The organism is Methylibium sp. T29 (assembly GCF_000576205.1).
Classification (GTDB): domain Bacteria; phylum Pseudomonadota; class Gammaproteobacteria; order Burkholderiales; family Burkholderiaceae_C; genus Methylibium; species Methylibium petroleiphilum.
In genome coordinates, this window is record NZ_AZND01000002.1 from 38,779 (window position 1) to 60,146 (window position 21,368).

Annotated in this window: 21 protein-coding genes; 8 read left to right on the top strand and 13 right to left on the bottom strand. The window is 66.4% G+C overall.

Annotation, left to right across the window (positions count from 1 at the left end; translation table 11 throughout):
• Positions 1-623: 623 nt before the first annotated feature.
• The 7 genes from x551_RS00670 (at position 624) to x551_RS00695 (ending at position 5,296) form a co-directional block, all read left to right on the top strand.
• A complete protein-coding gene (locus x551_RS00670) occupies positions 624-1,658 on the top strand; it encodes a PRTRC system protein D (protein WP_036228655.1) in 1,035 nt (344 codons plus the stop codon).
• Complete coding sequence (locus x551_RS00675) at positions 1,645-1,947, top strand: hypothetical protein (protein WP_036228657.1); 303 nt, start codon at positions 1,645-1,647, stop codon at positions 1,945-1,947. The genes x551_RS00670 and x551_RS00675 overlap by 14 nt, the downstream gene beginning before the upstream one ends.
• 70 nt (positions 1,948-2,017) lie before the next feature.
• Positions 2,018-2,533: a hypothetical protein gene (locus x551_RS00680; RefSeq protein WP_036247276.1), complete on the top strand. Its 516-nt coding sequence runs from the start codon at positions 2,018-2,020 to the stop codon at positions 2,531-2,533.
• Between the two features lie 315 nt (positions 2,534-2,848).
• Positions 2,849-3,664 carry a hypothetical protein gene (locus x551_RS00685; protein ID WP_036247281.1) on the top strand — a complete coding sequence of 272 codons (816 nt, stop codon included), beginning with the start codon at positions 2,849-2,851 and terminating at the stop codon, positions 3,662-3,664.
• The gene (locus x551_RS00690; protein ID WP_036247284.1) at positions 3,637-3,855 is read left to right on the top strand and encodes a hypothetical protein; all 219 of its coding nucleotides are present in this window, start codon (positions 3,637-3,639) and stop codon (positions 3,853-3,855) included. Before x551_RS00685 ends, x551_RS00690 begins: the two co-directional genes overlap by 28 nt.
• 164 nt (positions 3,856-4,019) lie before the next feature.
• Positions 4,020-4,379: a helix-turn-helix domain-containing protein gene (locus x551_RS26700; RefSeq protein WP_152543351.1), complete on the top strand. Its 360-nt coding sequence runs from the start codon at positions 4,020-4,022 to the stop codon at positions 4,377-4,379.
• Positions 4,262-5,296: a site-specific integrase gene (locus tag x551_RS00695; protein WP_253950263.1), complete on the top strand. Its 1,035-nt coding sequence runs from the start codon at positions 4,262-4,264 to the stop codon at positions 5,294-5,296. The genes x551_RS26700 and x551_RS00695 overlap by 118 nt, the downstream gene beginning before the upstream one ends.
• Here the strand turns inward: x551_RS00695 and x551_RS00700 are convergent.
• Both x551_RS00700 and x551_RS00705 read right to left on the bottom strand, forming a co-directional pair.
• A complete protein-coding gene (locus tag x551_RS00700; RefSeq protein WP_152543352.1) occupies positions 5,283-5,756 on the bottom strand; it encodes a hypothetical protein in 474 nt (157 codons plus the stop codon). The genes x551_RS00695 and x551_RS00700 overlap by 14 nt on opposite strands.
• A gap of 940 nt (positions 5,757-6,696) precedes the next feature.
• On the bottom strand, positions 6,697-7,224 hold the full coding sequence (locus tag x551_RS00705; protein WP_036228672.1) for a hypothetical protein: 528 nt from the start codon (positions 7,222-7,224) through the stop codon (positions 6,697-6,699).
• 499 nt (positions 7,225-7,723) lie between these two features.
• Here x551_RS00705 and x551_RS00710 point away from each other — a divergent pair, with 499 nt between their 5' ends.
• Complete coding sequence (locus x551_RS00710) at positions 7,724-7,957, top strand: DUF2789 domain-containing protein (protein ID WP_036228673.1); 234 nt, start codon at positions 7,724-7,726, stop codon at positions 7,955-7,957.
• 33 nt (positions 7,958-7,990) lie between these two features.
• Here x551_RS00710 and x551_RS00715 read toward each other — a convergent pair whose 3' ends face one another.
• The 11 genes from x551_RS00715 to x551_RS00765 all read right to left on the bottom strand — a co-directional run bounded on the left by x551_RS00715 (position 7,991) and on the right by x551_RS00765 (position 21,345).
• Positions 7,991-9,274: an MgtC/SapB family protein gene (locus x551_RS00715; RefSeq protein WP_051495400.1), complete on the bottom strand. Its 1,284-nt coding sequence runs from the start codon at positions 9,272-9,274 to the stop codon at positions 7,991-7,993.
• A 6-nt stretch (positions 9,275-9,280) separates the two neighbouring features.
• Positions 9,281-9,793 (bottom strand): hypothetical protein, encoded by a 513-nt coding sequence (locus x551_RS00720; RefSeq protein ID WP_051495402.1) that lies wholly within the window; start codon positions 9,791-9,793, stop codon positions 9,281-9,283.
• Positions 9,793-10,248, bottom strand: coding sequence for a DUF411 domain-containing protein (locus tag x551_RS00725; RefSeq protein WP_036228675.1), 456 nt, complete (start codon positions 10,246-10,248; stop codon positions 9,793-9,795). Before x551_RS00725 ends, x551_RS00720 begins: the two co-directional genes overlap by 1 nt.
• A 10-nt stretch (positions 10,249-10,258) precedes the next feature.
• Positions 10,259-13,462 carry an efflux RND transporter permease subunit gene (locus x551_RS00730; RefSeq protein WP_051495405.1) on the bottom strand — a complete coding sequence of 1,068 codons (3,204 nt, stop codon included), beginning with the start codon at positions 13,460-13,462 and terminating at the stop codon, positions 10,259-10,261.
• A gap of 12 nt (positions 13,463-13,474) precedes the next feature.
• Complete coding sequence (locus x551_RS00735) at positions 13,475-15,133, bottom strand: efflux RND transporter periplasmic adaptor subunit (protein ID WP_051511763.1); 1,659 nt, start codon at positions 15,131-15,133, stop codon at positions 13,475-13,477.
• Positions 15,134-15,153: 20 nt separating this feature from the next.
• On the bottom strand, positions 15,154-16,602 hold the full coding sequence (locus tag x551_RS00740; protein ID WP_253950261.1) for a TolC family protein: 1,449 nt from the start codon (positions 16,600-16,602) through the stop codon (positions 15,154-15,156).
• 44 nt (positions 16,603-16,646) lie between these two features.
• Entirely contained in the window at positions 16,647-17,015 is a 369-nt protein-coding gene (locus tag x551_RS00745) for a hypothetical protein (protein ID WP_152543353.1), read from the bottom strand.
• 247 nt (positions 17,016-17,262) lie between these two features.
• Positions 17,263-17,700: a hypothetical protein gene (locus x551_RS00750; RefSeq protein ID WP_036247295.1), complete on the bottom strand. Its 438-nt coding sequence runs from the start codon at positions 17,698-17,700 to the stop codon at positions 17,263-17,265.
• A 237-nt stretch (positions 17,701-17,937) separates the two neighbouring features.
• A complete protein-coding gene (locus tag x551_RS00755) occupies positions 17,938-18,864 on the bottom strand; it encodes an FAD-dependent oxidoreductase (RefSeq protein WP_036228679.1) in 927 nt (308 codons plus the stop codon).
• A 17-nt stretch (positions 18,865-18,881) separates the two neighbouring features.
• On the bottom strand, positions 18,882-19,577 hold the full coding sequence (locus tag x551_RS00760; RefSeq protein WP_036228681.1) for a copper resistance protein B: 696 nt from the start codon (positions 19,575-19,577) through the stop codon (positions 18,882-18,884).
• A gap of 34 nt (positions 19,578-19,611) precedes the next feature.
• Positions 19,612-21,345, bottom strand: a complete 1,734-nt coding sequence (locus x551_RS00765) for a copper resistance system multicopper oxidase (RefSeq protein WP_036247296.1) — start codon at positions 21,343-21,345, stop codon at positions 19,612-19,614.
• Positions 21,346-21,368: the final 23 nt, after the last annotated feature.

A 21,368-nucleotide genomic window follows, 5' to 3' on the forward strand; every position in this document is an offset into this window, starting at 1 on the left:
TCCAGCAGGCATCGCGTGCCCGCTGCAGTTGCGCGATCAGGGTCGCGCGCATCAAGCCCGCGTGGCTCGGGGGCCGGGGGCTTGCAGGTCAGCATCGACCAAGGTCGCTGCCGCCGTCGTCATCGGCTGTCGGGTTGACAGGCCGGGGATCAGAGCCCGAAGGCTCGTGCACCCGAAGGTGCTCTGGAGGGCTTGCCATTCGCGCTCGATGCGCCCGGTGGGCCAGCTGCCCGGTGCCAAAGGCGATGCAAGCATGCGCGAAGGTCGCCGCCCTTGCAAGCGCGAAAAGTGCCGTTACGGCGCCAATACCTGCGTGAGACCTGCAAGCCCCCTGGGGTTGACGAATGGATTCCATACCTCTCTCTCCGAAGCCTGATCGTGCCGGACTTGCTGGTCGGGTCGCAGACGCACCGGAAACGAACCTGAGGGCCGAAACAAGCGATCGGACAGCCGTATCACTCGGGCTGCAGCCCCACTTCGCTGAAGCAAATCGTGCCGCTGAGCGTGGCCCCGGGAATCGACGGCCGATTTCCGGGGGGACTTCGACCCGCCTTTCGAGTGGACGTGATTGGCCGCGTTGGCAACAGTAGAGCCATGTCGGCACCACGGCTGCTGGAGGTCCCATGGGTAGCACAGTCAGGGCCATTGATCTCGGCTTCGGCCACACGAAGTTCACCACCGTCAACGCGAGCGGCGAGCTCCGATACGCCAGCTTTCCTTCGCTGGCCCTGGCCAGCGTCGATCCGCACACCGCACGCCCGCTGCTGGCGCCGCGGCGGACGGTGTCGGTGCGGGTGGGCCAGTTTTTCTACGAGGTGGGGCCGGATGTGTTGTCGGTCGGCGCGCGCAGCAAACCCATCCTGTCGGTCGAGGGCTACACGCAATCGGCCGATTACAAGGCCTTGATGCTCGGCGCACTGAACTACATGCAGGCCGACGAGATCGACGTGCTGGTAGTGGGTCTGCCGGTCTCCGAGTTCACTGCTCGCAAATCGGCGCTGGAACGCCTGTGCGTGGGTGAGCATGACGTGGGCAAGGGCCGCAAGGTGCGGGTGCACAAGGCGCTGGTGGTGGCGCAGCCGCAAGGTGCGCTGGTGGCCTATGCCGAGGAGCATGGCCTGCTGGACCAGATCGGTCAGCAGGAAAACCTGATCATCGATTGCGGCACACGCACGCTGGACTGGTTGACGGCACGCGGCCTGCGCCTGGTGGCCAACCGCAGCTACTCGGCGCAGTACGGCGTGCACGATGTGGTGTCGGCGATCTGCGACGCCATCTCGCGCGAGATCGGCGAGCGCTACGACGAACCGCACACCGTGGACGAGGCCTTGCGCACCGGCAGGAGCCTGACGACCTACGGCAAGGCTCGCGAGATCCAGCGCTACATGCCCATCGCCGAGCGCATTGCCGTCGAAGGCATCCAGGCCTTGACCAATTCCATTGGCGGCAAGTACCGCTTCGCCAACATCGTGCTGAGCGGTGGCGGCGCGCATCTCTTCCGAAAGGCGCTGCGGGACGCCTTCAAGAAGCAGCCGGTGCTGGAACTGGCCGACCCGTTCTACGCCAACGTGCGCGGCTTCCAGCGTGCCGGCGTCGACCGACTGCGCGCCCAGGCCCCCACCGATGCCAGCCAAGGAGCACACCATGAAGCGCAGTGAAGTTGACGATGAAGCGCCTGGCCCGGCGAGTGCGGGCCGCGACGAGCCGATGCTGGAGTTCTACGCCCAGGTGGGCGCCTGGCAGCACGGCCCGCTGTATGAAGACCTGGCAAGGCTGCCGAAGGGCCGGCGCCGTGCCGAGCGCTTCCGCACGCTGGCCTACCTGGGCGTCCTGGTCGAACAGGAAAGGCGCGGTGGAGAGGCCAAGCATGGCGCACTGCTCAGGCCGGCATCGCCACCTGCCAGCCCGTCGGCCGGCGGCATCTTCGACGATCCACTGCCGGAGTAGCCGACGGTGCAAGCCTTGACCGCAGCCAAACCCATGGGACTTTCAGGTGAACCTTCGCCTGGGAGTCCCCATGTACGTCCTGGAAACGCTGACCGGTCGTCTCATCGAGGCGCGCCGCTACCTCAACCGCATCCCCGGCCTGCGCGACGACGATCCCTCGCGCGAGCGCTGGGAGCTGTGGCTGGCCGACGCCAGCAATCGCGAGCACAAGATCGTCGTCTACAGCCGTTGCATGCCGGCGCGTGCGGGCCATGCCGTCACAGTCATCCACTACGGCGGGCGTGGCGTGGGCCTGTACAACCTGAGCATCGGCATGCGCGTGAACTTCGTGCTGGAGAATCCGATCGCGCTGCTTCGGAGCATCGATGTCGTGGTCATCGTGTTCGGATCGTTCGGCGCGCTGATGCTCGGCGCCTACTGGCATCCGATGGTCCTGCTGATCGGCTTGCCGCTGCTGGCGCTGTACGGCCCGGTGGCGATGCTGAGCCGCCGCCACTACCAGGTCAGCCTGGCCAACCAGGTCGAAGAGATGCTGGACCCGATTCAGGTGGAAGACGTCGTCAAGCCCTTCAAGCCGCGCCGCTGAAACCACCTGCAGCCCGTGTAGGGTCGGGTTGTGGCCCGACCAGCGAGCCTGCTTGGCAGGCGCCGAAGACGGGCGTAGATTCACTGCGCACGGGCATGCGCACCTTGCCATGCCCTCCGCCCTATCCACCGCATAGGGCGGCGTTAGCGGTCGTGACCCGCACTTCAATCGAATCGCCCCGCCCGGGGCGCATCCCCCCATCCGGCTTGAATCGCGCGCCAGGCGAATTTCTGGACTCGGCGTGTGGCTGGCCTGTGGCCCATCGACGGCCAAACCTTTGAACCTTGGCCTGCAAGGCCGAAGCGGAGCACCACCATGACGAAGAGCCCTGTCATCGCCGCCATCGACGCCGGTTGCGGCTTCACGAAGTTCAGCAAGCTGCGCCCAGGCCAGCATGCGGACATCGAAGTCTTCCCGTCGCTCACGGACATCGTCTTTCACGACAGCCGCTGCAGCAGGCTCAGGTCCCCGCGGCGCAATGCCCTGATCCCCTTCGGTGCCCACCTGGTCGAGGTGGGCCCGGACATCGAAGCGGCACTGGGCGATGCGATCTTTCACTTGCAATCAGAAGGCTTTGCGGCCACCGACGACTACCGCGCCTGCGTCGCCGGCGCGCTGGCCTTCATCGAGGAGCCCTTCATCGACTTGCTGGTGCTGACCGTGCCCATGCGGGAACGCGATGCCCTGGAGCCGCAGATCCGCGACTGGCTGAGTCGACCGGTGCGCACCGCGGCCAACGCCAGCGTCACCGTGGCACGCGTGGAAATATTGGCCCAGACCGCGGCCAGCGCCATCGAATGGCTTGACTCGCCCGAGCTCGACGAGACGCAGGTGTCGTTGGTGCTGGTGGCGGGCTTCGGCAGCCTGGAATGGGCGCTGTACCGCGGCCGTGACCTGGAGCCACTGGCCGGCGGCACCGAATACCACGCGTTGCCAACCTGCTGCGCACCGTGGACGACCAGATCGGCCAGGGTTCCCCCAGCGGCGACGGCCGGCTCGATGCCATTGATCAAGCGCTACGCCATGGCAAGCCCGTGCGGGCGAGCGGACAACTGCATGACCTGCAGCTTCACTGGCCGTGGATCCATGGCCGGGCCCGCCGGATGCTGGGCGGCATCACGCAAGCACTGACCGAACTGCCGACCCCGCAGAGCGTGTGGGTGGCTGGCGGCGGCGCTGCCTACTTCCTGCAGGCCGCGGAAGGCCTGTTCCATCGGCAGTCCGTGCACGTGGCCGCCGAGCCGATGCACGCGTGCGTGCGCGGCATGTGCCTGTACGGCAAGCGCCGTCTGATGGCCGACCTCGACGCCCTGCGCGCCTGATCCACCGCGAAGCGAACCCATCCCACCCTACACCCCGTGCGCGAGGCGCCCGCGGGGACGACTGTGAACTTGACGCCTCTAGCACCGTGCGATCTTTGATCTGACGCCGGCCGCGAAGCAGCAGATCCAACTGACCCGGCTGCGCGCAGCAGGAAGGCACGGACATGACTGCAGTGACACCTCTCTTCTACGACCTGCGCGAGACGGCGACGATGCTGCGCGTGGACTACTCCACCGCCTGGAACCTGGTGAACACCGGCCAGCTGAAAGCGATGCAGATCGGCCGGCGCTGGAAAGTGACCCAGGCCGCCATCGATGCCTTCGTGCAGCAAGGCACCGAGGCCGTGCAGCTACGGGCGCAGGGCCATCGCGACGCATGTGAACGCATTGGAGGCAGGAAATGGGCATCCTCAAACGAGGCACAACCTGGTGGATCGACATCACCGCGCCAGGTGGCCAGCGCGTTAGACAGTCGGCTGAGACAACTGACCGCAAGGCCGCGAAGGAACTCCACGACCGGCTGAAGCACGACCTGTGGCGCCAGGCCAAGCTGGGCGACAAGCCACGCTACACCTGGGAAGACGCGGCCCTGCGCTGGCTGAACGAGCAGGGCCACAAGGCGTCGATCCGCGACGACGCGAAGAAGATCGAGTTCCTCACTCCGTTCTTCAAGCGCCTGCCGCTGACCGAGCTGACCTGGGACCGCATGCAGGCCGTGGTGGAGGGCCAGAAGGGCGACAAGGCACCGGCCACGCGCAACCGCTACTACCAGTTGCTGCGGTCCATCCTGCGGCGGGCCATGCGCGAGTGGAACTGGATCGACAGCGTGCCCACCATCCGGCTGCACCGCGAGCCCGAGGGCCGGGTGCGCTACCTCACGCCCACCGAGATCGACACCTTCCTGCGCAACCTGCCCGAGCACCTGGGTTCACTGACGCGCTTCACCATCGCCACCGGCCTGCGGCGCGCCAACGTGCTGGGCCTGAAGTGGAGCCAGATAGACATGCAGCGCCAGGTGATGACCGTGGCGGCCAGCGACATCAAGAGCCGCAAGACCCTAGGCATACCGCTCAACGCCACGGCCATGGAGATCCTGCGCGCGCAGATCGGCAAGCACGACGAATACGTCTTCGTCTACAAGGGCAAGCGGCTGAACGCCACGGTGAACACCGCCTGGCGCAACGCGCTGAAGAAATCGGGCATCGAGAACTTCCGCTTCCACGACACCCGCCACACCTGGGCCAGCCTGCTGATCCAGAACGGCGTGCCCAAGGGCATGATCAAGGAGATGGGCGGGTGGAAGTCGGACTCGATGGTGGAGCGGTACGCGCACCTGGCGCCGGAGCATCTGGCGCGGCATGCGGCGGTGATCGACGAACTGCTGCGAAAGGACGTGGAGCCTACGCCTCTGCAGAGCGTCAAGCCGGTCAAGCGCACATAGAGTCGGGCTTCGCATCCATCGGGCTGCCGCCCTCCGTCCTCTCGCGCGCCCAGGCTCGTGCAAGTGCGATCACCTGGTCAATCGGGGTTCCGGCCTTCAGGGCCGCGGCCGGATGCTTGCCGCCGAGGGCCCCATGGTCGCGCAGCCAGAACATCAGCCTCTCGGTGTCATGGATCTGCGGCAGTGCGCGGCAGATCGCACCTGCGGTCAAACGATCCAGGCTCAGCAACGCCTCGGGGAAGTACTCGCCACCGTCGATGGCGATGCTGACCACCTCGCCACTTGCGGCGGCCGTCGCCAGGGTCTCCTGAGGGATGCCCCACGCCTGTGCCAGCTTCGGACCGGGCACGACGAGTCCTTCCTCGATCCACCGGGCCCGAGCCGCTGCGCCGCGGGCCTGAGCAGCTACCAGGCCGCCACGTGTCGACCCCTGATCCTCGATATCGCCGGGCAACTTCACGCGCAAAACTCCTGCAAGGAACTCACCGGGCGAAGAACATGCTGACAGTTCACTGTCGACGCGGGGCTCTGGAAGGGTAAGGCTTTTGAGCGGGAGCGCAATCGATGGCGGACACGCGATCGACCGCGTCGATCTCAGCCTCCATGGCGGCCATGGCCTCTTCGAGAGGGAGGCTTAGCCGCGGATCGTTCAGCGCGTCCTGGATCTCGGTGGCGAGCCATCGGCTGTGGGCTGCTGTCCGATGAACGGTTCGCATCAGTTTGGCTCGGCTGGCGTCGCTGGGGCTCATTCCGTTCACGTGGGTGGTCTTGTCTTGGCGACGGTTCTATCGCATTTAAGATGGAAGCATCATGCGCATTTGACTGCCCCGGCGCAACGGCCATGTGCGGCGGGAGCGAGACTCAGTAAGAATGATGGCGCGGATCGCCAGTCGTCCACCGAACTCGTGGTCCAGCGATTCGCGGTCTCCGCCAGGGACGCGGTGCGGCCCACGACAGCGTTGCGTCGAGGACTTTGGCCAGGGCGAGCCAATGGCGCAGCCGCCACCATGCGCCGCCTCGGCACAGTAGTCGCAAGCAAGCCGAATGAGCGACTTTAATGTTTATGTCAACTCGGGGCGTGCATAGCCGAACAGATGCGCTCCGTACGGTGCAGCTACAGCCCTACGCAGCCTTGCGCTTGGTCGGCGCTCTGTCAGCGCCCGCCACCACAACGTGGCCGGTGCTCTGGCGCACAAGAGTACCGTTCTTACCCGACAAGGCTCCCGCTCGCTTGGCCGTGGACTTGCCCAGGAACACTCCGCTCGCACTCTTAGGCTCGGCCGCGGCCATTTCGCGGACCTGATCCCGGGTGAACGCGCCTGAGGCAAACACACGCGCGGCTTTGTCCGCCATCCCCTGGGAGACGACGACAAACTTTCCGGGAGCAACTCGTACGCGCTTCATAGTGCAACCTTCACAGACAGGTACTTTACCGGACCCACCGCAGGGTGTCGAATGGCCCCCTCCAGCACCCGTTCGTAATACCGCACAAGGCACGGGAACGGCTCATTGAGTCGAACTTCCCTGAGGTCGAGCAGCAGGGCAACTGCACGGGCGAACTGGAAAGCTGTCGGCGCGGTGACGCCGCGGATTCCACGTGCGTAAGGCGTGCGCTCAAGGTATTCAAGCGACACATGGCCGCCCTTGACCTGGATGCGCCCGTAGCACATCGCGCGCGGGCGGCCCGCACGCACCATCGCGTACATCCAGGCGTCCTGGTGCCGCACTCGCGAGAAGAAGATTTCTTCCCAGTTCCAGTGCACCTTCCGCCTTGGCCCGCCGCCTCGCTCAAACTGCATCGCGGCTGCTCTGGCGATCGGCTGGCTGATCAACTGCAGTTGAAGATCCGGCCTACCGAGCGTCTGGGCCAACCAGGTGTTGGTCTGGTCCAGCGCAGCGGCCAGCACCTCGTTCTTGTTCGTGAGCATGCGGCCGGAATCATAGTTGGCCTCCCCGGTCACTACATCGCGCCCACGACGATCGCTGACCCGTCCACCTCGCTGAGAGGGAACCCTGTACTGACGAGGCGCCGACTTGTCGTCCGAGCGTGGAGACTCAAACTACACCGTGGTGAACTGCCCCATCATGCCAGTGTCCTCGTGCTCGAGGATGTGGCAATGAAACATGAGAACGGTCGGGCATGCCCAGGCGCCGGCGTTCGACTGACGCGTTGTGCACGTCCAGCGCCGCAACAGTGAACCCGGCCTCGCGAAGGTACCCAACCCAAACCGCGCAACAACTGCAGCTGCGGCTCTTGAACACCTGTACTTCGGCCCTCGGGGCAGCCGCCAGCGCGAAACCCGGCAGCGACGCGCCGATCACCACCACAGTCCCACGGCGCCAGTGGATCGTCTCTGAAACCGGCAGTCGCGGCGACCTCTGGCGAACGCAAACGAACGACAATTCGCTGACGACGAGGTTCAGGACATGGAAAAGCCGTTTCACCGCTTCACGGAGTTGTTTGCCCAACTCGGACTGCCCACCAGCGAGGACGGAATCCGTCAATTCATATCGACGCACCGGCCACTTCCCGGCGGCACCCGCATCGAGGACGCCGAGTTCTGGACGCAGTCGCAACGCCAGCTGCTGCGCGACCTCATCGGGCAGGACGCCGATTGGGCGGAGCTCGCCGACCAGTTGAACGCTGCACTTCACTCCTAGTCGCCGACGCCGTATCGCCCGGCGCGGCCATGCTCACAGGAACATGACGGCAAACGCGGCGAGCGCGCCGATCCCCATGCCGATCGCGTACCCGCGCAGCACGGGCCGCCCCACCGCGGCGCCACCGGTGGTCCAGGCGATGCCGGCCTTCGTGCCCATGTTGACCAGCGTGGTCAGCCCGATCGCCACGACGGTGGTTCCCACGCTCAAAGCACCGTTTGCCTGTGCGCGCGACATCGAGATCACCGTCGCATCGACGTCGGCCAGCCCGGAGACTGCCGCCAAGGCGTAGATGCCGGCATCTCCCAGCCATTGCCTTGCCGCCGGCACCAGCACCGCCATGGCAGCGAGGAAACCGCCGAACGCCAGCGCGGTGCCCAGGTCGAAGGTCGCGACGGGCTCGACCTCCTCGACAGGGCCTGCGGACTTCAGTTGTCGACGCCAATGCCAGCTGGCCAACAGAATCAGGGCCGAGCCCGTGACCAACATCGGGACGCCCAGGCGTTGCAGCAGCGATGGCTGAATCAACGCGACCAGCACCGCCATGCGCAGGAACATCACGCCGCAGGCGGCCAGGGCTCCCGCGGCCGCGGCATCCGCCAGGGCAGGCTGACGGCGCGCCTGCCGAGCGAGCGCGAGCGTCGCCGCAGTCGACGACGCCAGCCCGCCGAGCAGGCCCGTCAGGAAGATGCCGCGTTGCGCGCCGGTTAGCCTCATCGCGAAGTGACCTGCCAGCGAAAGCCCTGCAATCAGAACCACCGCCCACCAGAGTCGGTACGGATTCAGCGCTTGATAGGGCCCGTATCCGGCGTCCGGCAGGTTGGGCAGGATGACCACCGACAGGACGAGCAATTGCAGAGCCGCGCTGAGCTCACGAGACTCGACGCGTTGCAGCCATGCGTGCAGCGTCGGCTTCAGGTTCAGCAGCACCGTCGTGACCACCGCGGCCGCCAGCGCCAAGGCCGGCGCGCCGCGTGCCGCCAGCACGCCCAGCATGAAAGCCAGCAGGGTGGCGACTGCCGTCGTCACGCTCAGATTGCCCGTCTTCCGGGCGGCCTCACGGTACGACACGGCCAGCAGCAGCGACAGTCCGACGAATCCGCCGGGCAGGATCCAGGCACCCAGGTCCGCGGCGAGAGATCCCAGCACACCACCCAGGAGACCGACCAGCGCGAAGGTGCGAAGCCCTGCCACGCGGCCGCCTTCGGCCAGATCGCGATCTCGCCAACCGCGCTCGACGCCGATCAAGAGACCCACTGCAAGCGCTGCGACGAGACCTTCTGCCGTCGTCCAGGTTTCGATCGATGCCGTTGTCATGCTGCTTCAGCCCCGGCCGGGCAGTGTCCGTCCGATGGAAAGCGTTCCATGCAGATGGCGTTTCGCGAGCCACGCCACCAGCGGAGGGAGGATGAACCACTGGACCAAGGGCGCGAGCCCGACCCCAAGTCCGGGCACGACCGGCATCAATGCCGAGTACGACCACGCCTGCACCCACCAGCCCCGCGTCGCGAACCACTCGATGCCGACCGTCACGACGATGCCGGTCGTGCTCAATCGTGCCAGGTCGGCGGCGGTCGGCGCGAGAAGCCAGCGTCGATCGCCGGCGAACCAACTGGCGAGCCCGTGCGCGACGAGCATGATCGCCGCATCCCCGACCGTCGCCTGGAGACAGCTCAGGACGACGATGAGATGTGGCGCCTGCGCGTGACCCGCGAACAAGGGCGCTTGCAGCATCTCCCAGGGGAAGTTCACCAGCAGGGCAAACAGCGCGATGCTCGCCTCGGGCGCGATCGCCCGGAGCGCGCTGGCTCCTCCCGTGAGCGGCACCTGAGCCATCAGCCCCGATGACTCGCGAAGACCGTGGCCTGTTCCGCCGCATCGACCAGCAGAACCTGATAGGGCTCGTGCCGACCAGGTACTTCCATGCCCGGCGCTGAAGCGGGCATGCCCGGCACGGCCAGACCCAGGGCCTTCGGCCGCGTGTCCAGCAGTCGCCTGATGTCCGCTGCCGGCACATGTCCCTCGAGGACGTAGCCCCCGACCGTTGCCGTATGGCAGCTGCCGTAGCGATCGGGCATGCCAAGCCGCCTGCGCTCGACAACCGCGCTGTGAACATCCACCACGGCGACGCCGAAACCGGCCTCTCGCAAATGTCTGACCCACACCGCGCAGCATCCGCAGGATCGGCCCTTGAACACCTGGATCTCGTCAGCGGTCGTTTTCGAGCGCGCGGCCCACGGCGCAAGTGCGACCAGGGTGCCGGTCCATTGCAGGATCTCGCGACGTTTCATGATTTCCTCCTCAGGTAATCGGGGCGGGCTCGACCAACTCGGTGCGCGTGGCATCCCCGACGGACGAGTCCGCCGAGGCGCACCGGCGCGCCTCCCGCTTCAGCTGCCACTGCTTGACCAGGGCATACAGCGCCGGGATCACGCCCAGCGTGAGGATCGTGGACGAAATCATGCCGCCGACCATCGGTGCGGCGATGCGGCTCATGACTTCGGAGCCGGTGCCACTGCCCCACATGATCGGCAGCAGGCCGGCCATGATGGCCACCACCGTCATCATCTTCGGCCGCACGCGCTCGACCGCGCCTTCCATGACCGCGCCGTAGAGGTCGGACGGGCCCGGAACACGCCCCTCGGCTCGGCAGCGCTCGCGTGCCTGTTCCCAGGCATGGTCGAGGTAGATCAGCATCACGACGCCGGTCTCGGCCGCGACGCCGGCCAGCGCGATGAAGCCCACGGCGACGGCCACCGACAGGTTGTAGCCCAGCCACCACATCAGCCACACGCCGCCCACCAGCGCAAAGGGCACCGACAGCATGACGATCAGCGTCTCGGTCAGTCGCCTGAAGTTCAGGTACAGCAGCAGGAAGATCGTCAGCAGGGTGACCGGAATGACGATCTTCATCTTCTGGACGGCGCGTTCCATGTACTCGAACTGGCCGCTCCATGTGATGTAGTAGCCCGGCGGGAACTTCACCTGGTCGGCCACCGCCTTGCGCGCGTCGGCCACGTACGAGCCGATGTCGCGGTCGCGGATGTCGACGAAGATGTAGGCCGACAGCAGCGCGTTCTCGGTGCGGATGCCAGGGGTCCCCCGCGCGACCGTCACCTTCGCGACCTGGCCGAGCGGCACCATCGCACCGCCCATCGTGGGCACCAGCACCTCGCGCTCGATCTGCTCCGGGTGCGTGCGCAGCTCGCGCGGGTACCGCACCGTCACGCCGAAGCGTTCGCGCCCCTCGACCGTCGTCGTGACCATCTCGCCACCGAGCGCAGTCCCGATGATGTCCTGCAGTTCACCGACCGAAAGGCCATAGCGGGCCAGTGCCTCGCGGTTGGGTTCGATGTTCAGGTAGCTGCCCCCCGTTAGGCGCTCCGCGAAGGCCGAAGTCGTGCCGGGCACCGCCTTGACCACCGCTTCGATCTGCTTGGCGAGCTTCTCCATCTCGCCGAGATCCTTGCCGAAGACCTTGATGCCGATCGGCGTGCGAATGCCGGTGGACAGCATGTCGATGCGTGCCTTGATCGGCATCGTCCAGGCATTCGACACACCCGGGAACTGCAGCGCCTTGTCCATCTCGGCGATCAGCTTGTCGGTGGTCATGCCGGGCCGCCACTCTTCCTGCGGCTTCAGGTTGATCACGGTTTCGAACATCTCGATCGGCGCTGGGTCTGTCGCGGTGTTCGCACGGCCTGCCTTGCCGTAGACCGAACTCACCTCCGGGAAGCTCTTGATGATCTTGTCCTGGGTTTGCAGCACCTCGGCTGCCTTGGTGATGGACATACCCGGCAGCGAGGCCGGCATGTACAGCAGCGTGCCTTCGTTGAGCGTCGGCATGAACTCGCTGCCGAGCTTCGAGGCGGGGAAGTAGGTCAATGCCATGGCGATGACGGCCAGCGCGATGGTCAACTTCTTCCAGCGCATCACGCCGGCGATGATCGGGCGGTACACCCAGATCATGAAGCGGTTCAGCGGATTCTTCGCTTCCGGCATGATCTTGCCGCGGATGAACAACATCATCAGCACGGGCACCAGCGTCACCGACAGCAGAGCCGCACCGGCCATCGAGAACGTCTTGGTGTAGGCCAGCGGCGCGAAGAGCCGCCCTTCCTGCGACTCGAGCGTGAAGACCGGCAGGAACGACACCGTGATGATCAGCAGCGAGAAGAACAGCGCCGGTCCCACCTCCTTGCAGGCGTCGAGCATGGCATCCGCGCGCTGCCTGACCGTGTGGACGGCCGGCAGCCGCTCGAGGTGCTTGTGCGCGTTCTCGATCATCACGATCGCCGCGTCGACCATCGCGCCGATGGCGATCGCGATGCCACCCAGGCTCATGAGGTTGGAGTTCATGCCCAACAACTTCATCGCGATGAACGAGATGAGCACACCCACCGGCAGCATGAGGATGGCAACCAGCGCCGAGCGCACGTGCATCAGGAACACGACGCAGACCACGGCAACGATCAGGCTCTCCTCGATCAGCGTGCGCTTGAGCGTGTCGATGGCCCGGTGGATCAGGTCCGAGCGGTCGTAGACGGCATGGATCGACACACCGTCAGGCAGCCCCGCGGAGATCTCGGCCACCTTTGTCTTGAGGTTGTGGATCACCTCCAGCGCGTTCTGCCCGAAGCGTGACATCGCGATGCCGGAGACGACCTCGCCTTCGCCGTTCAGCTCCGACAGGCCGCGCCGCTCGTCGGGTGCCATCTCGACGCGTGCGACGTCCCGGATCAGCACCGGCGTGCCGCCCTCGCTCTTGAGCACCAGGGTTTCGATGTCGTTCTTGCCGCGCAGATAGCCCTTGCCGCGGACCATGAACTCGGTCTCGGCCATCTCGACCACGCGGCCGCCCACGTCGCGGTTGGAGTCGCGGATGACCTGAGACACCTTCATCAGCGGAATGCCGTAGCTGCGCAGCTTGAGCGGATCGACCGTGACCTGGTAGGTCTGCACGAAGCCGCCCAGCGAAGCGACCTCGGCCACACCGGGCGCCTTGGTGAGCTGGTAGCGCACATACCAGTCCTGGATGGTGCGCAGTTCCGCGAGCGTGCGGTCCTTGGCCAGCAGCGCGTACTGGTACACCCAGCCGACGCCGGTGGCATCAGGCCCGAGCGAAGGCGACACGCCCTTGGGCAGTCGCCCGGACGCAAAGTTCAGGTACTCCAGCACCCGGCTGCGCGCCCAGTAGATGTCGGTCCCGTCTTCGAAGATGACGTAGACGAACGAGGCCCCGAAGAACGAGAAGCCGCGCACCACCTTCGACTTCGGCACCGCCAGCATTGCGGTGGTCAGCGGGTAGGTCACCTGGTCCTCGACCACCTGGGGTGCCTGGCCCGGGTACTCGGTGTAGACGATGACCTGCACGTCGGACAGGTCGGGCAAGGCGTCCAGCGGCGTCTTCAGAACGGCCAGGATGCCACCGATGATGATGAACAGTGTTGCGAGCAGGACCAGGAAGGGATTCCTTCCGGACCACTGGATGATCTTGGACAGCATGGCGCCCCCTGCTCAGTGGCCGGAGTGGGTGGATTTGCCCGCATTTGCCGCCGGTGCGGCCGGCTTGGCCTGCGGCGCTACGTTGGGGACTGCTCCGGTCGGGGCGATGGACGTCACGACGAAGTCACCCGGCTGCCGTTCGACGAACTCGAATCGCACGGCCTGACCCGGCTTGAGGCCACTCAGCAGCGACGCGTTGGCGGCCTTGAACTCCATCGTCATGGCCGGCCACTTCAGCGTGGCGACCGGACCGTGGTTGAGGCTCAGCGTGCCGTTCTTTGCGTCGACGCTGTCGACCGTGCCTTCGGCCTTGTGGCCGACCGCCGCCGGCGGCACCGACTTTGCCGGCGTCTCCGGCGCCGCTGGTGCAGCGCCCCCGCCCGCCGGGCTGCCGTGCCCCGCGTGTCCCCCGAGGCTTCCCACCGCGGCCTTGAGGTTGCTCTCGGCATCGATCAGGAAGTTCGCGGCCACGACGACCGGCTCACCGTCACGCACGCCCTTCAGCACCTCGACGTAGTTCTCCGCCCGCGCGCCGAGTTCGACCTCGCGCGGCTCGAAGCGCCCTTCGCCCACCTGGACGAGGACGATCCGACGGGTGCCGGAGTCGATCACGGCGGAGTCTGGAACGGCCAGCACCGCCGACTTGCCACCGACACCGAGTTCCACCTGGGCAAACATCGCCGGCTTGAGACGTTGCCCGGGGTTGGCCAGTTCGACACGCACCGGGATGCTGCGCGTCTCGGCCTTCAGGGTTGGGTAGACGTAGGTGACGCGTCCCTCGAAACCCTCGGTCGGATACGCCGTGGTCGTCACGCGCGCCTTCGCACCCGTCTTGACCAGAGCGATGTCCTGCTCGGCCACGTCGGCGATCACCCACACGGCCGACAGGTCGGTCACCTGGTACAGCAGTTCGCCCGGCATGAAGCGCATGCCCTGCAGAGCCTTCTTCTCGGAAACGATGCCAGACACCGGCGACGGGAACGAGATCGTCCGCTGCGGCTGGCCGGACTTCATCAAGGCCGCCACCTGCGGCGCCGACAGATCCCAGTTGCGCAGGCGCGCGAGGCTCGAATCGGCCAGCTGGCGCATGCCCACCTGCGCCTCCGTGCCGGCCTCTTTCATCGCCTCGAGCCCTTGCATGGCGATCGCGTACTCACGCTGCGCCGATACCAGTTCGGGGCTGTACACCTCGAACAGCGGCTGGCCCTTGGCCACCGGTTGGCCGGTCGCACTGACGTGCAGCCGCTCGACGTAGCCTTCGAACTTCGCGGTCACCGCAAAGGTCCGGCGCTCATCCGGCTCGATGCGGCCTGCCGCCCGGATCGTCTTGCCGAGCAAGCGCATGCCTGCCGGCTCGGTGCGCACACCCAGCTTCTGGATCTTCTCGGTACTGATGCGGACCTGGCCCGCAGCCCCGGGCCCGGCGTTGGGCGTTGCCTCGTCCTCGCCCTCGTAGACCGGGATGTAGTCCATGCCCATCGGGTCCTTCTTCGGCACTGGCGAGGTGTCGGCCAGCCCCATGGGATTGCGGTAGTACAGCAGCTTGCGCGGCTTCGGTGCTGCGGCGGAAGGCGCGTCCTGGCTTGCCTTGGCGGACGAGTGCGCGGCGCTGCGCGACTGCGAGCCCAGCCAGTAGCTGCCAGCGCCGACGGCGCCGATCAGGGCGATCATGAGGACGGTCGTGGCGGTCTTCACAGTTCTTCTCCCACAATGCGTTCGATCTCGGCCAGGCGCATCTGCGCCTCGACCTGCGTCTTCAGGATCTCCTGACGGGCCTTGCGAATCTGGCGCTGCGCCTCGAGCAACATCGCGAACTCGGCCTTGCCGTTCTCGTAGGCAGCCAGCGCCGACTGAAGGCCGAGTTCCGACTGCGGCAGCAGCTGGGTCTTCAGCAGAGTCTCGTTGCGCCGTGCGGCCTCGAGCCCGGCCAGGTTCACCGCCAGGTCGCCGACCAGCTGCTGCTGCAGCGCGTCGGCTCTCGACCGCGACGCGGCGACCATCGCCTCCGCTTCCCGCTCCTGACCACGGCGGGCTTCCTGCTGCAGCGGGATGTTCATCTCGAACATCACGCCCCAGGTGGTAATGCGCGAGCCCATCTGCGAAGGGGACAGACCGACGGTGAGATCGGGATAGCGATTGCGCTGCGTGAGGTCACGACTCTTCTGTGCGATGGACACCCGGGCCAGCTCTGCCTGGAGCTGCGGATTGCCCGACCGCGCCCGCTCTGCCAACGACGATGCATCGGCGGTGTTCAGCGTCGGCACCGCGCGCAGTTCCAGGGGGTCGGCGAGCGGTGCGCCGCTTTCGCGAGCCAGCAGAGCGTTCAGCCGGGCGCGAATCTGGCGCTTCTCGCTGTCGATCATGATCAACTCCGAGCGCATCGCCGTCTGCTCCAACTGCGCACGGATCGCGTCGGCCTGGGCGGCCAGTCCGCCTGCATAGCGCGCCTGGGCAACCTGCTCGAGCCGGGTCATCAGTCCGAGCACCTCCGTGGTCAGCCGCTCGTTGCCAGCGGCACGGTAGTACTCCGCGTGAGCCGCCTTGATTCGAGCTGCCAGCTCGGCCCAGCTCGCATTCGTGCGGGCTTCGGCCTGCCGCGCATCCGCGGCGGCGGCGTCCCGCTTGAGCTCCCGCTTGCCCCACAGCGGCAGCGACTGCATCAAGGTGTACTTGGTCTCGCCGACCTTCCACGGCAGCAGGCTGGGCGAAGCGTCATTGCCGTAGTTGTTGATGTTCATGAGCTCCACGCGCAGCACCGGATCGGGAAGCGCCCCCGCCGGCCCCACACGCTGCGCCGCGGCTTCGGCTTCCTCGCGCATGGCCCGGAGCTCAGGGCTCTGGGCTCGGGCGTAGGCCAGCAGTCCCGGGAGGTCGCGCCCCAACGGCGCGTCTTGAGCGACTGCGGGAACAGGCCCGGCAGCGCAGAGAACCAGCCCCATCAGCAGCGAGCCGGCCCAGCGCGGCATGTCTGGCCATGCGGTACTCGCTTGACCCCATACGGTTGTCATTTCGTCTTCTCCTTGCGTGCCGCTCGGAGCGCCGGACACATGGGCGATCCGGGGTCCGAACACGGCGGCGATACAGTCAGTCTTCCGTGGCGCCGTCCTCGAGGACGGCCGACGAAAGAACGCGAGATGCACGCAAGCTGCGCGGCCAAAACAGGCCGGCTGCGTGCTCGTGACCGCTATAGCGCCAGGCGCAAGAAGGCGATCGGAATCGGCAGGGGCCTTGCGCCTTCCCGGCGCGGCGCCTGCACATCTGCCGACACGTCAATGGACGCCGGCACCGTCAGAGCCGCCATCGGGGGCGGCAGGACATGGAACTGGTAGTTGTCGAGAGCGGACTTCTGCGGCGGGATCGTCACACCGGCCCGCTCGCAGAAACTCTCGCAGTTCGATTTCGGCGACGAGTCATCCTGACCGTGCTGTGACTGATCCGGCGCTGCGACCGAGTGATGCTCGCACCCCGCAGGAGCCACCTCAATGTCGGCGGCCTGTGCTTCGACGACTCCCTGGAACGTGTCCCCGCCCCCGGAGAATTGCTGGGCGGCCAAGCATGCGTTGGCAACGCCCAAGCCGAGACCGAATAGCCACACACACAGGACCCGGAGGCCCAGCGGCGAAGCTGTCGATGGCTGCGAAACATGAGCGGTTGATTCAAGAATTCAAACAAGTATGCACCTTCCGGGCCACGGCCCGTTTGAGGATCGTCAAGGGCGCCGACCGGGCTGACGATCACGCACATGCAGGGTCCCCGGCGTCCATCGACCCGGCCATCAGGCGTACTGCGCAAGACTTCATTCAGTCGGATTGGACAGCGCTGGCGTCAACTGCCACCTCGGAAACCGTCTCGTAGATGTAGTCCGACTCCGCGAGCCCCCCGACGGCACGCTGGTATCGCCGGAAAGCATCGAGTTCTCTCTTCGTGATCCTCACCGTTCGCTCAACGGTCTGTTCGCCAAGGGCTTGGGCTCTGGCGGCCGCGGCGCGCGCGCTTTCGCCGCGGTAGACAAGGTAGCGCGCATAGGGCCCGAGCACGAGTTGCTTCTCGATCCGAACATCGGATGTCGACTCGGACGGATGGCACTGATCTGCTTGCCCCGAAACCACGCATCGGTAGGTCGCCAGAGGCGAATCCTTGGCATTGCCCTGTAACGGGAACAGTCCGAGGCCGGCAATCGTTGCCGCAAGAATCGGGTTCTTCAGCGCGAGCGCTGCGCGACTTATGTACGTGTTCATCGAGGCTCCTTACGGCGTTCAATGGCGTGCGCAACGGCACGCACGAGGAACACTCTAAGAAGCCATCACCAACCGCAGACCGACGCCGCGATGACACACTCGTCATCGCACGCCAGCCACAGAAGCACGATCGCCTCGCCACCTTCCGACGGTTCAACCCGATGCCATCCGGGCGGTTGCGCGAACTCGGCGACCTCTTGGGGCCTCCGCGAAGGCGGCGAAAAGATCGAACTGAACCTACAAGCTGTCGTGCACGGCTGCGGCGGCTACCGCTGCCTGGCCGATGGCAACGTCAATCTGGCACGATCCTCCCGCCACGTCGCCCGCGGCGTACACATTGTCTGCACTCGTGAGTCCGGTCGGGCCGATCGCGATTGCGCCATGCACGTCGAGCCGAACAGCCAGTTGATTCGCCAGGTACGTTCGCGGCTGCGCGTCGAATGCTGCAAGCAGCAAGTCGAACTCATGGACCCGACCATCGTCGCATGTCACGAGGATGCCCTTGTTGTGAGTCAACGCGACATGGCGTGCGACGCCGGGCACACGCTCGAGTCCGGCATGGCATGACGAGTAGTCAGCCTTCCCAGCCGCGCTGTCGATGTCGATGAACCTCGCCTCCGCACACACCTTCCGCAGATCGGCTATGCCAGGCACGTCGAGGAGCGATTCGCCCAGCACACCGACTCGCTTCCCGAAGAGATCGTCGACTCCATGCTGCCACGCACAGCGCCGCAGCAGGTTCGCCGACGCCACGTCGTCGATCCCAGGCAATCCGATCGGCGGATCCGTGGCCCCGGCACACAAGATGACGTTGCGCGCCAGGAGCGTTCCATGCCTCAGCCGGAGCAAGAGCCTGCCGTCCGAGCAACGTCGTATTCCTTCGACCGAATCGTAGGTGACGTGCCCGCCCGCTGCGCGCAAGTGTTGCCGCATCCGCTCGAGCAGATGTCCACCGACCACGCCATCGGGATATCCGGCAACGTTGAGGGCACGCGCGATGCGCTGCGCCCGGCTGGCACCTGCGTCGACCAAGCGCACGCCGCGCCCATGCCGTCGGAGATGAATTGCTGCAGCCAGCCCGGCGGGCCCGCCGCCAATCACGACGCAGTCGAACGTATCGCCGCCGACGACTGCAGCGCTGAGAATGTCGGCAGCATCAATCATGTCCGCTGCCGGCTGCGTCAAAACAGTACCCGCAGCCCCGCGCGCCACTGCGTCGCGGTGGCCTCCCCGCCGGACTGCGCCCGTGGATAGAACGTGCGCGACAAGCCCAGGTAGGGTGCGACTCGCCGGTTGAACTCGTAACGCGCCTGCACGCCGACATCGGCCTGATAGGCGCCGCGACGAACCGTCGCGTCGATGTCGGAGGCCGACCACTCGACGCCGAGCGATGGCGTGACGATGAAGCGGTTGGTGATCAGAAACTCGTTCTCGAAGCGCGTGCGGGCGAAGACCTTGCCGTCGTCGCGCACGAACAGCTTCAGGTCGACATCGAAGGCATAGGGTGCGAGCCCGCGCACGCCGAGCGCCAGGTAGTTGCGCCGGTCGGGCCGCTCATCGCGGCGCAGGCCGATCTGCGCGTCCCAGAACGGCGCGATGTAGCGGCCGTAGAGCAACTGCAGTTCGGCCGCCTCAATGCGCCCGCCGCGCCGTTCGGTATCGAGCTGATACCACAGGCGGTTGAAGTCGCCGCCGACCCAGCCGTCAACGGCCAGCGACTGCGCCGAGCCGGATTGCCCGCGCACCTTGCCGGCGCCGGCTTCGACCAGTGTGTAGGAGTAGATCGACTCGTCCTCCATCGCCTGCGCCCCCAGGGCAACGGCGGCCAGCAGCGCGCCGGCCGCGCGGCGCAACGCCGCACTCATGTTCGTCCGCATCGGCGTGATCCTCAGGCCACCTTGACCAGGCGCATCATCCGGTGGCGGCGTGGTAGAAAAGGTGGCAGTGGAAGGCCCACATACCTTCGTCCTCGAAGGTGGCGTCAAGCTCGACAGTCTGCGCCGGCGGCACGATGATGGTGTGCTTGCGCGGCGCGTATACGCCGTTGCCGTTGACGAGTTCCATGAACACGCCGTGCAGGTGCATCGGATGCTCCATCATGGTTTCGTTGACGAACTTGATGCGCACGCGCTGGCCCAGCCCCATCTCGAGCGGTTCGGCCTGGGACATCTTTTTGTCGTTGATGCTCCAGAAGTAGCGCGCCATGTCGCCGGTCAGGCGTACCAGCACCTCCTTCTCCGGGGCGCGGTCGTCGGCATTGCGGGTGGCCGCGCGTAGATGCGCGTACTTCAGCCGGCGCACGCCGTCGCCGTCGGGTGCGATCTGCGGGGCGGCGGCGCTCATGCCCGGCATGTCGCTCATGCCGGGCATGCCGGCATGTGGGTCCGCCGGCTTGGCCGGCGCGGCCATGACCATCCCGGCATGCGGGTCGGCTGGTTTCGCTGGCGCGGGCATCGCCATGCCGGCATGGCCTGCGGCTGCGGGCGCCTGGCCCATGTCCATGCCCGCCATGCCGCCGCTCATGTCCATGCCAGCCATGCCCATGTCGGCCATCGTGCGCACGGGCTTGGGCCCGATCTCGGGCACGGGCGCGCTCATGCCGACTTCCGGGGCGAGCGTGCCGCGCGCGTAGCCGATGCGCGCGATGGTCGGCACGAAGATCGTGTAGGCCCTGGCTTCCTTGGGCTGCACGATCACGTCGTAGGTTTCACCGTTGCCGATGCGGAACTCGTCCACCTCGACCGGATTGACGTTCTGACCGTCGGCCTGGACCACCGTCATCGGCAGGCCGGGGATGCGAACGTCGTACAGGTTCATCGGCGAGGCGTTGATGAACCGCAGCCGCACGCGCTCGCCCGGCTTGAACAGCCCGGTCCAGTTCTCGCCGGGTCGTTTACCCTGCAGGAGGAACGACCATTCGTCGCCGCCGTCGCTGTAGTCGGTGGGATCCATGCGCATCTTGGCCCACTCCATGCGCTCGGCCCACAGTGCTTCGCGAGCCTTGGCATCGGGTGCGCTGCGCAACTGGGCGAAGAACTGTGGCGCTGTCACGCGCCGGTAGTTGTAGTAGCCATCCACTTTCTTGAGGTTGGCCAGCACCTGAGCGGGCGGGGTGTCGATCCAGTCGGAGATGACGACCACGTAGTCGCGGTCGTACTGGAAGGGGTCGGGCTTGGCCGGCTCGATGATCAGCGGCGCGAAGTAGCCCGCCGCCTCCTGAAGCGCGGCATGGCTGTGGTACCAGTAGGTGCCGGACTGCCTGAGCTTGAAACGGTAAGTGAAGATCTCGCCCGGGCGGATGCCGGGGTAGGTGACGCCGGGCACACCGTCCTGGTCGTTGGGCACGAGCAGGCCGTGCCAGTGGATGCCGGTGATCTCGCGCAGCTTGTTGGTGACGCGGATCACCACCTCGTCGCCCTCCCGGAAGCGCAGCACCGGGCCTGGCATCGTGCCGTTGATGGTGATGCCCTGCGCGGGCTTGCCGGTAACGTTAAGTGGGGTCTCGGCCACGGTCAGGTCGTAGGCGCGCGACACCGGCGTGTCGCGCAGGTCGACCGCCCTCACCTGCGCCCAGGCGCGCGGCAGTGCTGCCAGCGCGCCCAAACCGGCCAGGGTCTGCAGAGTTCGGCGCTTGGACGGATCCATCGGGGACAGCCTCATTGCCCGGG

Excerpts from the sequence above, each read along its gene's own strand:
- x551_RS00670 (WP_036228655.1), top strand. The coding sequence starts at position 624 with ATGGGTAGCACAGTCAGGGCCATTGATCTCGGCTTCGGCCACACGAAG.
- x551_RS00675 (WP_036228657.1), top strand. The coding sequence starts at position 1,645 with ATGAAGCGCAGTGAAGTTGACGATGAAGCGCCTGGCCCGGCGAGTGCG.
- x551_RS00680 (WP_036247276.1), top strand. The coding sequence starts at position 2,018 with ATGTACGTCCTGGAAACGCTGACCGGTCGTCTCATCGAGGCGCGCCGC.
- x551_RS00685 (WP_036247281.1), top strand. The coding sequence starts at position 2,849 with ATGACGAAGAGCCCTGTCATCGCCGCCATCGACGCCGGTTGCGGCTTC.
- x551_RS00690 (WP_036247284.1), top strand. The coding sequence starts at position 3,637 with ATGCTGGGCGGCATCACGCAAGCACTGACCGAACTGCCGACCCCGCAG.
- x551_RS26700 (WP_152543351.1), top strand. The coding sequence starts at position 4,020 with ATGACTGCAGTGACACCTCTCTTCTACGACCTGCGCGAGACGGCGACG.
- x551_RS00705 (WP_036228672.1), bottom strand. The coding sequence starts at position 7,224 with ATGCTCACGAACAAGAACGAGGTGCTGGCCGCTGCGCTGGACCAGACC.
- x551_RS00710 (WP_036228673.1), top strand. The coding sequence starts at position 7,724 with ATGGAAAAGCCGTTTCACCGCTTCACGGAGTTGTTTGCCCAACTCGGA.
- x551_RS00715 (WP_051495400.1), bottom strand. The coding sequence starts at position 9,274 with ATGACAACGGCATCGATCGAAACCTGGACGACGGCAGAAGGTCTCGTC.
- x551_RS00720 (WP_051495402.1), bottom strand. The coding sequence starts at position 9,793 with ATGGCTCAGGTGCCGCTCACGGGAGGAGCCAGCGCGCTCCGGGCGATC.
- x551_RS00725 (WP_036228675.1), bottom strand. The coding sequence starts at position 10,248 with ATGAAACGTCGCGAGATCCTGCAATGGACCGGCACCCTGGTCGCACTT.
- x551_RS00730 (WP_051495405.1), bottom strand. The coding sequence starts at position 13,462 with ATGCTGTCCAAGATCATCCAGTGGTCCGGAAGGAATCCCTTCCTGGTC.
- x551_RS00735 (WP_051511763.1), bottom strand. The coding sequence starts at position 15,133 with ATGATCGCCCTGATCGGCGCCGTCGGCGCTGGCAGCTACTGGCTGGGC.
- x551_RS00750 (WP_036247295.1), bottom strand. The coding sequence starts at position 17,700 with ATGAACACGTACATAAGTCGCGCAGCGCTCGCGCTGAAGAACCCGATT.
- x551_RS00755 (WP_036228679.1), bottom strand. The coding sequence starts at position 18,864 with ATGATTGATGCTGCCGACATTCTCAGCGCTGCAGTCGTCGGCGGCGAT.
- x551_RS00760 (WP_036228681.1), bottom strand. The coding sequence starts at position 19,577 with ATGCGGACGAACATGAGTGCGGCGTTGCGCCGCGCGGCCGGCGCGCTG.
- x551_RS00765 (WP_036247296.1), bottom strand. The coding sequence starts at position 21,345 with ATGGATCCGTCCAAGCGCCGAACTCTGCAGACCCTGGCCGGTTTGGGC.